The 14,350-nt window shown below is 52.5% G+C and carries 11 protein-coding genes; 5 read left to right on the top strand and 6 right to left on the bottom strand.

All coding sequences use genetic code 11. The features are described from left to right. The first annotated feature begins 104 nt into the window (after nt 1-104). Nucleotides 105-1,841 (top strand): response regulator, encoded by a 1,737-nt coding sequence (locus tag E0F26_RS07970; RefSeq protein ID WP_279241138.1) that lies wholly within the window; start codon nt 105-107, stop codon nt 1,839-1,841. On the opposite strand, the gene E0F26_RS07975 is transcribed toward E0F26_RS07970, so the two are convergent. Next, on the bottom strand, nt 1,838-2,851 hold the full coding sequence (locus E0F26_RS07975; protein WP_279241139.1) for a phosphotransferase family protein: 1,014 nt from the start codon (nt 2,849-2,851) through the stop codon (nt 1,838-1,840). The two genes, E0F26_RS07970 and E0F26_RS07975, sit on opposite strands and share 4 nt — an antisense overlap. A 160-nt stretch (nt 2,852-3,011) precedes the next feature. Between E0F26_RS07975 and E0F26_RS07980 the strand changes: the two genes are divergently transcribed. The 3 genes from E0F26_RS07980 to E0F26_RS07990 all read left to right on the top strand — a co-directional run bounded on the left by E0F26_RS07980 (nt 3,012) and on the right by E0F26_RS07990 (nt 7,486). Further along, the gene (locus E0F26_RS07980; RefSeq protein WP_279241140.1) at nt 3,012-4,721 is read left to right on the top strand and encodes a class I adenylate-forming enzyme family protein; all 1,710 of its coding nucleotides are present in this window, start codon (nt 3,012-3,014) and stop codon (nt 4,719-4,721) included. 80 nt (nt 4,722-4,801) lie between these two features. Further along, nucleotides 4,802-5,590 carry an enoyl-CoA hydratase/isomerase family protein gene (locus tag E0F26_RS07985; RefSeq protein WP_279241141.1) on the top strand — a complete coding sequence of 263 codons (789 nt, stop codon included), beginning with the start codon at nt 4,802-4,804 and terminating at the stop codon, nt 5,588-5,590. Between the two features lie 30 nt (nt 5,591-5,620). Continuing rightward, the gene (locus E0F26_RS07990) at nt 5,621-7,486 is read left to right on the top strand and encodes a DUF3604 domain-containing protein (protein WP_279241142.1); all 1,866 of its coding nucleotides are present in this window, start codon (nt 5,621-5,623) and stop codon (nt 7,484-7,486) included. 42 nt (nt 7,487-7,528) lie between these two features. Here E0F26_RS07990 and E0F26_RS07995 read toward each other — a convergent pair whose 3' ends face one another. From E0F26_RS07995 to E0F26_RS08005, 3 genes are all read right to left on the bottom strand, one after another. After that, complete coding sequence (locus tag E0F26_RS07995) at nt 7,529-10,231, bottom strand: helicase-related protein (RefSeq protein WP_279241143.1); 2,703 nt, start codon at nt 10,229-10,231, stop codon at nt 7,529-7,531. An 8-nt stretch (nt 10,232-10,239) separates the two neighbouring features. After that, nucleotides 10,240-11,043, bottom strand: a complete 804-nt coding sequence (locus tag E0F26_RS08000; RefSeq protein ID WP_279241144.1) for a TatD family hydrolase — start codon at nt 11,041-11,043, stop codon at nt 10,240-10,242. Between the two features lie 62 nt (nt 11,044-11,105). Next, nucleotides 11,106-12,047, bottom strand: a complete 942-nt coding sequence (locus tag E0F26_RS08005; RefSeq protein WP_279241145.1) for a LysR family transcriptional regulator — start codon at nt 12,045-12,047, stop codon at nt 11,106-11,108. 230 nt (nt 12,048-12,277) lie between these two features. Here E0F26_RS08005 and E0F26_RS08010 point away from each other — a divergent pair, with 230 nt between their 5' ends. Beyond that, complete coding sequence (locus tag E0F26_RS08010) at nt 12,278-13,423, top strand: hypothetical protein (protein ID WP_279241146.1); 1,146 nt, start codon at nt 12,278-12,280, stop codon at nt 13,421-13,423. Nucleotides 13,424-13,427: 4 nt separating this feature from the next. On the opposite strand, the gene E0F26_RS08015 is transcribed toward E0F26_RS08010, so the two are convergent. Beyond that, nucleotides 13,428-14,042: a class I SAM-dependent methyltransferase gene (locus tag E0F26_RS08015; RefSeq protein WP_279241147.1), complete on the bottom strand. Its 615-nt coding sequence runs from the start codon at nt 14,040-14,042 to the stop codon at nt 13,428-13,430. Nucleotides 14,043-14,085: 43 nt separating this feature from the next. Further along, complete coding sequence (locus tag E0F26_RS08020; RefSeq protein WP_279241148.1) at nt 14,086-14,301, bottom strand: cold-shock protein; 216 nt, start codon at nt 14,299-14,301, stop codon at nt 14,086-14,088. Nucleotides 14,302-14,350: the final 49 nt, after the last annotated feature.

The raw sequence follows: 14,350 nt of genomic DNA on the forward strand, positions 1-14,350 counted from the left end.
TTCTGATTATTATTGATGCCGATTTAGCAAACATTGAAGTCTTGTGATGAGTGAACATACACTAGAGTTCGTGAGCGATCAGCTATCAAGGTGCGGTGACGAGAATGGAAAAGGACAACGCCGCCGTAATTGAGCGTCACCGTTATCTTGAAGTTCTGCACGAATTCACCATGCGCCAAGCCTCCATGAATTCAGTGGACGATATTTGCTGGAATATCGCCAAAACAGCCATTGGTGAACTGGGCTTTGTCGATTGCGTTGTTTATCTCATGAACGAGGCGCACTCAGAGCTGGTTCAGCGCGCGGCTCACGGCAATAAAAATCCCGGTGAGCGAGAGATCCTGGATCCGATCGCCATTCCCGTAGGGGAGGGTATCGTTGGCTCCGTTGCTGAGACCGGCGTTCTCGAGAGAGTTGAGGACACGCGAGACGACGAGCGTTACATTCTTGACGACTCGTTTCGATGCTCAGAACTCGCTGTTCCCATCTTGCGGGAGGGGAAAGTGATCGGCGTCCTCGATTCAGAGCATCCAGAGCCCCATTTTTTTTCCGACGAGGACGTCAAACTCTTCACAACGATTGCCGCATTGGCGTCGACACGAATTGACACAGCACTCGCGCTTGAGCGACTGGAAAAGCAAGCCGAAGAACTCATTGATGCTCGGCGAGAGGCCGAGGCGGCGTCGAAAGCAAAATCCCGCTTTTTAGCGAGTATTTCTCACGATATGCGAACGCCACTTACCGCTATTCTTGGGTACTCAAAGCTTGCAGAGGAGGGGGCGAGTAGCCAGGAGCAAATGGCTGAATGGCAACGCGCGATTGTGACAAACGCCGAGTATATGGCTGACATGGTCGGAAATGTCTTGGATCTGACGGTGCTCGAGAGCGGTCAAGTTAGCGTATCTTATGACGTCATTGTGCTTGCCGATTGGGTGGCAGACCTTGGATCGTTGCTTAACCCACGGATTTTACAAAAGGGGTTGAGCTTCAGAAGTTCGATGGCACGAGATGTCCCGGGTCAGATTCAGTGTGACAAAGCGAAGCTCACAGAGCTCACAATGAACCTGCTCACCAACGCAGTAAAGTACACCGTGTCGGGTCGTGTTGAGTTTTTCATGGGCTTGAGCACTCTGGACGGGCGAGCCGCTCTTAACCTTAAAGTGAGCGATACCGGGATTGGTATGAGCCCCGATGACTTGAGAGTCATCTTCGAGCCATTTACCCGGGTTCATGACCATGAGGGCTTCATGAATGTTGAGGGCACCGGGCTGGGCCTGAGCATTGTTGAGTTGTATGTGGATGCACTGGGAGGATCAATAACAGTCACTTCAGTTCCGGGTGAGGGAACTTGCTTCGACGTGGTCATTCCGGTTCTTCCAGCTGAGGAAGGCGAAGGCTCTGCCGCAGAGACGGAACTCGTTCAGGAGCCAAAGGGTGTTGCGGTCAAACCAACAGCGGTGCTTAAAGATCGAAGGATTCTATTGTGTGAAGACAGCGAGACCGTCGCAACGCTGGTGACACTGATTTTGGAGCGAGATGGCGCCTTGGTGATACATGCCGAAAATGGTGAGAGCGGCATGAAACACTTTTCCGATTCGAAAGAGCACTTTGATGTGGTTATCACGGATATTCAAATGCCGGTCATGGACGGCTATGCGCTAGCAAGTGCACTGAGAACTGAGGGTTGGTCAAAACCGATTATCGCGCTCACGGCATTCGCGACCGACCAGGATGCGGACAAGTGCCTGAATGCGGGGTGCAGTCACTACATAACCAAACCCATCGATGTGGCGACGTTTGCGTCTCAGGTGGCGAGGAGCCTAAGCGATACGCACGCTTAGTCGGTGTACGCTGCACCCATCGACGAAAGTGGTCCCACCATTGCTGCTTTGGCTTCTGCCTCTGGGCTCGATGCGGTTCCGATCAAAGCGCGCTTCCGGATGCCTTGGGTAATGGACGCGAGTCGAAAGAAGCAAAAGGCCATGTAGAAGTTCCAGTCCTGGATTCCCGGTTGACCGGTTCTTTCGCAATAGAGCTTGATGTATTGCTCATCTGAGGGGATGTTGAGCGCTTCGCGCGACAAGCCTGCGAGTCCGTTTATTCCAGCCTCACGCGGGAACTGCCAGGCCATGAGCTGGTACGCAAGATCCGCTAGCGGATGCCCCAAGGTCGATAGTTCCCAATCCAAAATGGCAATGATCCGAGGCTCTGTCGGGTGGAAAATCATATTATCCAGGCGGTAATCGCCGTGTACGAGCGACACGCGGCCATCGTCTACAGGCATATTTTTGGGTAACCAGTCGATGAGTTTTTCCATTTCAGGAATCGTCTCAGTCTCAGCGGCGCGATACTGCTTTGTCCATCGCCCGATTTGGCGCTCGAAGTAGTTTCCCGGTTTACCGTAATCGCTGAGGCCGACTTCGTTGATGTCTACGCTGTGCATGTCGGCCATGACACGATTCATTTGGTCGTAGATTTGGGCCCGATCTTCATCGCTCACCTCAGGCAGAGCAGGATCCCAGAAAATGCGGCCTTCTAGGTATTCCATGATGTAGAACATGGAGCCAATAATGGTTTCGTCCTCGCAGAGCGCAACGGGTATTGGCACGGGTACATTTGTTGGTGCGAGGGCGGCGAGGACTTTGAATTCCCTATCTACGGCATGCGCTGAGGCAAGTAACGTGCCCTGTGGCTTGCGCCTCAATACATATTGATTTTCGCCCGCAGTAAGCTTAAACGTAGGGTTTGACTGTCCTCCCGCAAACTTTTCAGCCTGCAAAGGTCCCTCAAAGGCCGGTACATGTCGCCTAATCCATGTATCAAGCTGTGTTAAGTCAAGACCCTGTGCCATTTTTCACTCCCCAACCTAGCTAACTTGAGCTGGTTTCAGTATTGTTCTTGAGCGCGTTATACACCCCGCGATGAAGACTCGCAATTGAGGCTCCGCCACGCGCACTACCGAGCTGTCGCTCAATAATGATAATCAAGCGTTGTATGGAGAAAAGTACGGTATGTCAGTTGTAGCTAATTTCAAAGAAGCACTTTCAATGGCCACGGCCGATGGTGGATTACTGGAGATCACCACTATTGAGCGTGATGGGGTGCCCGTTAAAGCCTTCGCGCAAGCTCCGGGATCTATGAGGGACCTCTGGGCATTGTCGACCGGCCACGGCGATGCGGAATATTTGATTTACGGTGAAGAGCGGTGGACATACACACAAACGGCAAAGGTTGTTGCCGAATTTGGTGGCTGGCTAATGGAGCAAGGCGTAGGGCCCGGCGATCACGTGGCCATTGCAATGCGCAACTATCCGGAGTGGATGATGGCGCATTGGGCGGTCAATAGTATTGGCGCCGCGATTGTTGGCATGAATGCGTGGTGGGTAGCCGATGAAATGGACTACGCGTTAAATGATTCGAAGCCCAAGGTATTGATTGCGGACGATCGTCGGCTAGAGGCTTTCGCGCAAATTCAAGATAAGTACCCAGACATTAAGGTCGTGTCGGTTCGTGAAGCTAATTCGCCGGTAGCCGCCGTTGATTTCCATTCAGCGATGGTCGACGGCGCACAACTCCCGGATATTGAAATCGATCCCGACAGTGTCGCGTGTATTTTTTATACCTCGGGCACCACGGGTCGGCCAAAAGGTGCACAACTGACCAACAGGGGCTGCATTACCAATGTTTTGAATGTTGTTGCAATGGGGCGGGCCTTTGCGACCGCGTCAGCGCTCGCAAAGTCGGGCGGAGATAACGAGGTTGCCGTACAGTCACCGCCGTCAGGCACTGGATTGATAGCGACACCGCTATTTCATGTGACCGCCAATAACTGTGCGGTGCAAGCAGGGACCCTGGCAGGCAACCGGTTTGTGCTGATGTACAAGTGGGACACCGTTGAGGCGCTAAAGCTGATAGAAGCTGAGAAGGTTAATACCGTCAGTGCCGTGCCCATGATGACACGTGAGCTTCTGACACACCCCGATTTCGAAGACTATGACACGTCGAGTTTAGCCAGTATGGGAGGAGGGGGTGCCGCTGTGCAGCCGGACCTCGTCAAAAAGGTTGATGCAGTGACCAAGAAGGCGCGACCTGCGCAAGGCTACGGTATGACCGAAGTGTGCGGCATCATTACGTACATCGCAGGAGACGTCTTCGTTGAACGCCCCTCAAGCTGTGGCTACTTAGCACCGACGTTCGATGGAAAAGTAGTCGACGAGTCAGGAAAGGAGCTTCCTGTTGGTGAGCTTGGGGAGATTTGCGTCAAAGGCGCTGCGGTCATCAAGGGGTACTTGAATCGGCCCGAGGCGACAGCAGACACGATCGTGGATGGTTGGCTCCATACTGGCGATATCGGCTACTTCGATGAAGACGGCTTCCTCTATCTCGTTGATCGCGCTAAAGACATGATTCTGAGAGGCGGGGAAAATATATACGGTGCCGAAGTTGAATTTGCTGTCTTCGATCACCCTGCGATATTGGAGTGCGTAGCCTTCGCCGTTCCCGACGAGCGTTTGGGTGAGGAAGTGGGTGTTGCTGTGCACTTGAAAGACGGCGCGATGCTGGATGCTGCAGGGTTGCGCGAGCATCTATCAACGCGCCTCGCTGCTTTTAAAGTACCTAAGTACCTTTGGTTCTTGGCTGAACCACTTCCGAGAAATGCGAACGGTAAATTCCTTAAACGTGAATTACGTGAAGTGCTTGACCCTGCGTCAGCAGACTGAACGGCCGGCTGCAAGGCCGCAAAGCGACAGAGGGCGTTACTTTGGTGTGACGTCCTAGACCTTATTTTGAGAGTACGACAATGTCCGATTACCAAACATTAGAAATCACCCGAGATGGCGCGGTGATGACGATAGCCCTAAACCGACCCGAGAAGATGAATACGTTCAACACGGTGTTGCGACGGGAGATTGCTAAAGCCGCCATCGAAGCCGATCTTGATAAAACGGTGCGCGCTGTTGTTTTGACCGGTAATGGTCGTGCCTTCAGTGCGGGCGCGGATTTATCTGATGACGATGGCATGGGAGACGGCAAGTCTGTTGAAAGCGATCTAAACTTTGAATACAAGCCCGGCGTCCTAGCCATTCACAACAGTTCGAAACCCTGGATTGCCGTGATTAATGGCCCCTGCGCGGGTATTGCCTACTCCTATGCTATGGCCTGTGATTTGGCATGCATGGGCGAGAGTGCCTATTTATATCAGCCCTTTTCAGCGATCGGGCTTGTGCCCGATGGCGGAGCGACCTGGTTGATACCGCGGTTAGTCGGTACTAAACGAGCGTATGAATTGATGGCGCTGGGTGAAAAATTGAGTGCTGACAAGGCATTGTCTATGGGGATGGTGAATCGCGTGTTCCCAGATGAGACCTTACGACAAGATGGTATTGCCTTCGCGCAGGAGCTCGCACAGCGATCGCCCTTGGCGCTCAGTCACACAAAAAGTGCAGTGAACTTTGGGCAATCGCACAACCTTGACGAGACAATCAGCAAAGAAGCTGCATTACAGTCGATCTGCATCGACAGCGATGATGCGAAAAATGCCGTAATTTCGTTCTTTAATAAGCAAAAGCCAGTCTGGCAGGGGCACTAATTTTAGTGCCCTTCCCCGGGGGGGGAACTTATGAACAAAAAACCACTGTTGATCCTACTGGCTGCGATGTTGACGACGTCGGTCCAAGCGAATGAAAAGCAAATTTACTGGGGTGATACCCATCTCCACACGAACCGCTCTTTCGACGCCTTTACCAATCGAAACTTTTCTGTGGGGCCTGATGAGGCTTATCGTTTTGCACGAGGGTTGCCTGTTGAGCACCCAGGCCACAAGGCAAGGGTCCAACTTGAAACGCCCCTCGACTTTCTTGTGGTGTCCGATCATGCGGAGTTCCTAGGAGCTGTCCGACATGTATACAACGAGGGTCTACCCACGAATGGATTGGGATGGGTTCAGAAAATTAAACTTTGGTACTCCCAATATTTAATCCGAGATGCGATCAAAACAGGCAACGGTCGCGAGTTTTTTTACAGCCAACTCCCGGACCCCTACGATACACCACAGGAGGCTGTCGCTGAGTGGGAGAAAAACATTGGTACCTCCGTTTTTCCGAAAATGCCTGTCATTGAAGATAAGGCCTGGAGCGATATCGCTGATGCGGCTGAGGCAAACAATAGGCCGGGTGAGTTTTCAGCCATTCTTGGCTGGGAGTACAGCCTGATTCCGGGGGGCGCCAATTTACACCGGGTCGTGATGACGGATCTCGACGGTGAATCGGTCAAAGTTTTTCAGCCCTTTGGCTCCGACGACAGTATGTATCCTGAGGATTTATGGGCGTGGTTGGATGAAACGAGTCAAGAAACGGGCGGAAATTTTATTGCGATCCCTCATAACTCCAACATCTCTAAGGGCGCGATGTTTGACACCATTACCATGCGTAATGAACCGGTAGGGCCCGCTTATGCACAGATACGTAAGCGTTGGGAGCCAATTGTAGAAATCACTCAGTACAAAGGCGACTCCGAAACACACCCAAGTTTATCGCCCGAAGACCCTTTCGCGGACTTTGAGGATTACCCCTTCTACATTCAAAAAGGATGGACGCAATATAAGCCGGAGAAAGGAGATTTCATTCGCTCGGCTTTACTTCGAGGTATGCAGCTAGAGCAAGAAATAGGTATCAACCCTTACCAGTTCGGGGTGATCGGATCGACGGATGCGCATACGGGACTTGCCGCCGCGGAGGAAAACAACTTCCATGGGAAGTTTGCGACGGACAGTACGCCTGAGATGAAGCTGTACAAGTGGTCTGACAACGCCAATAGCTCGTTTGGCTGGGCCATGGGGGCGCAGGGGCTCGCGGCAGTGTGGGCCGAGGAAAATACGCGCGAAGGTATTCTTGCTGCAATGAAACGGCGAGAAACCTACGCAACGACGGGATCACGAATTGGTCTGCGTTTTTACGGGGGCTTTGGTATTGATGAGTCGCTTCTTCAAGCGACCAAGCTCTCTGCCGATGGCGTCAACCTCGTCCCTATGGGGGGAGAGCTCAACGCGGTCGATGCACGCCCCCCCACGTTTATTGTTCACGCCATGGCTGATCCAAAGTCAGGTGCGCTCGATCGCATTCAAATTGTGAAAGGCTGGATTAACCCTCAGGGTGAGGCGCTTGAGAAGGTTTTTGACGTGGCCTGGTCTTCTGACGATAGACTCAACCCTGATGGTTCGCTCTCGCCGGTTCCCAATACGGTGAATCTTGAAACGGGTGCTTGGAGCAATGCAGCCGGTGCGGCGAGTTTATCGACTGCTTGGCAAGATCCTGAGTTTGATCCGGCGATACAGGCTTTTTACTACGTGCGAGTTCTTGAGGTACCCACACCTCGCCATAGCTTGCTCGATAAGATTGCCCTTGGAGGGGAGGTCGACACGAGGCGTCCTGATGTCATTCAAGAGCGAGCCTATTCGTCTGCGATTTGGTATCAGCCAGCGCGCTAAAGGCAGTGGTTTTGGTTGCGCAGGCTGCTTGGCGAAGCCTTTTTAAGTCGCAACCACCACCCGAATGCCTTGTAGACGAGGCTCTGCGCGCGCCATGGCATCTTTTGTCTCGGTTAACAGTTGATTCACTGCTTCCACTTCGTCTTCACGCACTGACCCATTGCGTGCACCAAGTGCTGCGAGACGCTGTGCTTCGCTTTTCAGTGCGTTATCAACACTGAGCTGTGCCGCCTTCTGAAGTGTCCTGACGTGTGACACCGCCCGCGCGTCCAATTCTGTAAGGGCCGAAACAAGCTTAGGGCGAAGCTCTCTAATGACGCCGGCGCTTTGCGTAATGCTCACTGGTTTGATCAATCTTGTTAGGTTTTCACAAGAAATGGCTGTGCCGAGGTCGCGACCGTCTAATGTAATGAGTGATCTGAGCGGCGTCTGGTCCAAGTAGCGGCCAATTTCAAGGCGTTTGGGCGCAGGGCAGTCAGCGGTGTGCAGGGTTTCGACCATTACCGTTCCGGGCTTGATACTTTTCGCTTTAATCATGGCGACTGACGCATTTCCCAGCTCGGAGTGATAAACGACATCGATGGTTTCTCTCACCACCGGATGCTCCCAGGTCAAAAAATGCAGATCATCTCTTGCCAAAGCGAGGTCTCGGTCGAAGGTGCAGGTAATGCCACCATCATCTAGAAAGGGTAGCTCACCGGTCACCAAATTCTCAGAGGGTTTTAGTATGAGACAGCGTTCTGAGCCTTCCTCGGTATGAATTCCCAAGCGATCAAATAGGCTATCCGTGAACCGTTGGAGTTCGACAGTTCGCTCATTGGACTGTATTTCTGCGATGAGCTCGCTGGCACGCGCGGGGTTGTGAGAGGTGAGTTCCAAAAGGCGGTCACGCCCGCGATCCATCTGCTGATTTAACTGTTCCCTGAGCGCTTGAGTTCTTGTTAACAACTCATCTGACAGCCGTCCCTTTTCTTCACAGACCCGAAGTTCGTCACCGAGCTCGTCAAAGATCAAATGGCCAATAGAGCAGCTTGTCTCGAATCCATTGATGCCCTCGTTAAACCAAGCAAAACGGACAGATTCTGTTGTGTTGGGTGTGACCGGGACATGAATATTAACATCGCCTCGTTGTCCGATTCGGTCTAACCGCCCAATGCGTTGTTCGAGTAAGTCCGGATGATGCGGCAGGTCAAAACAGACTAAATGCTGACTGAATTGGAAGTTGCGCCCCTCGCTTCCTATTTCAGAGCAGATTAGCGCTCGGGCGCCGCTCTCTTCATCTGCAAAGTAGGCGGCGGCGCGGTCTCGCTCAAGTAAAGAAAGATCTTCATGGAACGAGGCGCATCGAATGCCCGCTTGCAGGTGCAGATAATGCTCCAATGCCATAGCAGTCGTTTTATCGCGGCAAATGACAAGTACCTTCTGCGACTTGAGTTGCTTTAATAACTCGGCAAGCCACTTAGTCCTGTGACTGTCGGCGACAGACAATGAGGTATCGTCTTCAGGTAAATCGTATTGGTGCAGTACTCGCGTTGGGAAGCCCGACACAGACTTTCGCGAGTTGCGAAACAGCACGCGGCCTGTTCCATATTGATCCACGAGCGATTGGATTATCTGATCGGCGGGTTGTGAGGGGTCAATGTCAGCGGGAAGACCCTCGACATCTTCATCCCGACGGAGCTTTTCGATCAAATCGAAGGTGTCTTCAAATTGCCGCTGCTCATCGATGAACCTAGCGAGGTCAGAGAAACGATCGGGGTCAAGAAGTTGCAGCCGCGAGAAGTGGCTATCGATCCCTGACTGCCCTGGTGTCGCTGTCAGTAAAAGGAGTCCGCGACTTTTCTGAGATAGTTGGGTAAGGGCGGTATCAAGATCATTTTGGGCGTCTAAACCCAGGTTGAGATGGTGCGCCTCATCCACAATCACAAAGTCCCAGTCTGTCTCCAGCAAGCCTGCTCGGGCGCTTTCGTTGTGTTCAATAAATGACCAAGGTGAGAGCACGAGTTGGTCGTTAGCAAAGTCAAAGTCCGATTCTTCGGCTTCACAGCGTGCGTCATCGTAAATAGAAAACTGCAGGTTAAAGCGACGTAACATTTCCACCAGCCACTGGTGTAACAGCGGATCTGGCACCGCGATTAATACGCGCGCAGCGCGACCGCGCATTAGCTGTTGGGAAAGAATAAGTCCTGCTTCGATGGTTTTGCCCAAGCCGACCTCATCGGCGAGAAGTACTCTCGGTGCCAATCGGTCACCCACCTCGCTTGCAACGAAGAGTTGGTGCGACAAGAGCGAAGTCCTTGCGCCGATAAGCCCTGAGCTGTTGCTGGCCTGATAGCGAGCACGCTCTATCAGTGTCTCGTAGCGGAGCTGAAAGTCACCGATCTTGTCTAGTTGGTTGTTAAGTAAGCGATCTTGGGGCGTATTGACCGATACTTCAGGTGCTATGAATTGCTCATGAACGGAAAATGTATCGCCGGTCTCAGGTTCCACTGCCTCGTAGCTCAGTGTATTTCCAAGCGGACAGGTCTCGGTCACCTCCAGCACTCGGCCGTCGATATGAGTCAATTTATCCCCCGCTTTTAGTTCATAGCGAGTCAATGGTGCGCGATCGAGCGCGTAGGTTCGCTCTTCCTCAGCTGAAGGGTAGAGTAGGGTGACACGTCGTGAATCGACCTCAACACAAATACCCAAGCCGAGCTCAAGATCAGCGTGGCTGATCCACCGTTGTCCAATATCAAACGTCATAGAGAATCTTAAAAAAAGCAGTCAAGGCTATTTTGGTAGGTGATCGAAAGTAATTCTTCTACGCTCACTTGCTTTAAATCAGCCACAGTTTGAGCGATGAAAGGGAGGTAAAAAGGCGCATTCGGTACGCCGCGATACGGTACGGGTGTGAGGTATGGCGCGTCGGTCTCAAGCAGAATGCGCTCGATAGGTGTTTGTCGAACGACTTCCCTAACATTATCCGCGTTCTTAAACGTGACAATGCCATTGAAGCCTAGGTAGAAACCCTCACTTAAACAAAATTCGGCCAAGTCTGGGCTGCTGGTAAAGCTGTGGATCACACCCTTTTTCGATAATGACCTCGACACGCCTGAGAGCACAGCCTTTGTGTCGTCTTCTGCCTCGCGAGTATGGATGACAACAGGTTTGTCGCATTCGATGGCAACATGAAGTTGGCCTTCAAATGCTGCGATTTGCGTCTCAGGCTCTGCGTGTTCGTAATAATAATCTAGGCCAATCTCGCCGACGGCGACCACTTTTGAGTGGTCCGCATTTGATCGAAGATCGTCGTTGAAATCGGGGCTCCAGGACGCGGCTTCATGTGGGTGCAAGCCCTGTGTACACCAAACGTTGGGGTCCGAGTCGGCAATTTCACGCACCGTTGATTGGTTATCCCGTGAGACGGCAATCGTAATGATCTTCTCAACCCCAACCGCGCGTGATTGCCTTAGGGTGCTAACGAGCTCCTCCTTGCTTAGGTAATCAAGGTGGCAGTGAGTCTCTATGATTTTGCCATCTAAGTGCGGGATTGGCGGTCTGGTTTTCTTACCCATGCGGGGCTCCCGAAAAGTCGGCGCGAATTATCGCACAGGTATGGGTCAATAGGGGGAGAGGATTAACCCCGGTGAACCGTACGAACTCTAAGCGCTCTCACTGCGTCGATTACCTCATTCCAGAACCACTGGTGAATAGGAGACCGCTCGGTGCGTTGATGCGCAACTAACGAGTACTCAATGGTTCTACCTAAATGCTCGGGTATCGGCAGGGTGACGAGATCTCTGGTTGCTCCGTCGTTGCGCGCCATATAGGCCGGGCACACCAGCGTATAATTAGTGCTTCGCAGAATTTCGAAGGCTGTCAGGAGGTGCGAGGTTTCCAGGCTGCCTTTTGCACCCCCTAGTATTTCTGAAGCGGATTGATCCACTTCAGCCACTTCATTTCTGTCGGCGATATACAGATTAATTTGCGGGAAGAGGCTTAGATCGTTTTCGTGAACAGGCTGTTTCGTGAGCGGGTGGTCCCTGCGTACAAAAACCGCAAGTGGCGAGCTCGCCAGCTCATGGTGACGAAACTCACGCGAGTAGTTCGTGCGACTGAGTTGAATGGCGAAGTCTAGCGACCCGTCAGCCAGCAAGTCGAGCTGGTGTTCAGCGCGCGTAATGGTTCTTAATTTGAGTTTTGGCGCGCGAGTTTCAAGTCGCGATGTCAGCGAGGGCAACAACGTAAAGCCCACATACTCGGAGATGGCAATGACAATCTCCCCACGAAAGGCATTAGGGCTGAATTCTCCTGCGTCCAAAAGTGACTCTATATCACTGAGCACGTTCACAAGCTGACTGGCGAGTGCTTCTGCACGAGGTGTTGGTTGAATACCGCGTTTACTCCGCGCAAAGAGCGGGTCGTCAAATGTATCTCTGAGCCGGTTCAACGTTTTTGACATCGCCGGTTGTGTTACGTGCAAGCGTTCCGCGGCGCGAGAGACACTTTTCTCCTCGAGCAACACATGCAGGGCAACCAGAAGATTCAAATCTACGCGCGATAATTGGCTGGTATCCATATGATATAACCCAAAAGAATGTTTTAGATGATAATAATAAATTTGAATAAATAAGACCGCAACCTTATCTTCTAACTTGCGCGGTTTAAACGCACGCGCCCAGGTTTTGTTTGCCCGCCTCCGCGCGGGCTTTTTTTTGCGCTATATTCGTAATTATGAATTCCTGTAAAGCGCTCCTAGCTCTCTTATTATCAGGCTCCTTATTTTCGCCACCTGCTGTGGCGGTGCTTGTGCCGCAACCGCTCGGTATGTACGTCGAGGCAGTCAAGGGTGAGGTGCTGCTAAGCGATTCGATCATTGACTCGGTGGAACTGCTTGCCCACGAGCAGCGGGTGCAGGAGGTCGTCAAACGCCAAGTGACGCTCGGCGCTTACCATGAGTCATTAAGCGAGACATGGCTTGACCTTGCGCACGATGCGGTCAGGTTAGAGCAACCTGAGTCAGCGGCTCGTTTCTTTCAGCAAGGTCTTCATAACTTGCGATTAAATGCGGGGTTGACGACGAAGGGGCAAGTTGAGGCGCTTAGTGATTGGATTGGTGTTCTTCGGCGCCTAGGTGACAGCGATGCGTTGGGCGAGCAGTTGAGATACCGCTATCGAATTACGGGATTTGGCATGTCTGACTGGACCGAGGAAACGTTAGGTTACGCGCTTGAGTACTTTGACAATCAGCTCGCACGGTTCGCAACGACGGACTGGCTCGCTAACGAGAGCGCTGTGTTGCGATTTGAGCGACATTTGAAGGGTGTGACCGAACGCAGCTGCGAGGGAGAAAAGTCGTCTGCTGCTTGGTGCGGCGCCCTGGTCAAGCGGCGCCTCCATTTGCTGTATCTGATTGCATTTGCTGTGGAGCCGTTTGTTGAAGATCGTGAAGTGCGCGGCAGTTTACCGTCGAAGTTTCTGGCGGATCGATCGGTCTATGACGATCAATTGGTGGCACTTGAGCGTAACGCCTACCAGTCAGGTGTGCGCATGCTAGAGGACGCTATAGATCTGGCCGAGGGACAAGTTGATTTGGAGCTTGCACTGGCAGATTGGCGTTGGTACTTCGGTCGTCGGGGAGCGGCGCGAGATATTTATCGCGACTTACATCAGATGAACCCTGGAATGTTTCGGACTCCCAAGCCACTGCCGCATGGACTTACAGGGTCAGTTGTATCCCGTGCAGACGACGATGCGTTCGTGTCAACCTACCGGTTTATGGTCACTGAGCGCGGTCGCGCCAAAGACTTCAGCTTGGTATCCCCAAAAGTTGAGGACTCTGATGCGAACCGGATTCGCAAAGCACTAAGAGATATGCGGTTTCGGCCATCGCTCGATTCTGAGGGAGAGGTGAAAGAGCATGAACTAACGGGGCAGTATCGTTTTCTCCGCTAGGCGCTCAGGCATTTTCGATAACGAGTAGGGCGCCGACAGTTTTTGTTGCGGGCGCCCGCCATTCAATCAGTTCTCCACCAAAGTATTCCAGAATGTGCTCGCACACCGCGAGAAACGGAGCGCGTTGTGGATCCGCAATGACGACTCGCTTGGTTCCACTCTCAATGGCTGTCGTGATCATGGCTATAACCGGGTCAACCAGCTCGTCCCAGAAACAAATGTCCGCACCGATTAAAAGGTCGGTAGCCGACAGAAGATCTGAGCCCAAATCTTCGAAGCGCCCAACGATCGGTGTCACTTCAGCGCCATTGATCTTTGCGGTGAGCTCCAAATAGGGGATGACATCGGGATCTGCATCAAGCGATGCAACCGTGGCTTGGAGGTGCTTGGCGCACCAGATACCTGAAAGTCCCCAGCCGCAACCCGCGTCAATGACCGTCTTGGGCTGTGTTTGTGTGGTTGAGGCGAGATAATCCATGAGGATCTGACTCGCCCCCCATAGCTTCGTTCCGTGAAGGGAAGGGCGTCGACCACTGCGCTTGAGCGCACGAACCTGCGGGTGAGACGCGTAGGGAACGCTTAAGCCAGATATTACTCTGAGGTGTTTGTTTGTCGTCAACTTAGCTCCTTAACAACGGCTTGGGAGCGATCGACAAAATACCCTAGCTACGCTTTTTAACCGCCTCGGCTTGCAGTCCCTTGGGGCCTTCTGCGAGCTCGAATTCCACTTCTTCACCTTCGGCAAGGCTTTTGAACCCCTCGCCCTCTATGGCACGAAAGTGGACGAAGATATCTTCGGTGCGGTCAGGCATCGTAATGAAGCCAAAACCTTTTGCATTGTTGAACCACTTTACGGTGCCGACACATTTATCTGCCATCAGACGCTCCGCTTATTAATTATTATGTTTGCGTAGCTATAACAGCGCT

The sequence above is a fragment of the Candidatus Paraluminiphilus aquimaris genome (assembly GCF_026230195.1).
GTDB lineage: Bacteria > Pseudomonadota > Gammaproteobacteria > Pseudomonadales > Halieaceae > Luminiphilus > Luminiphilus aquimaris.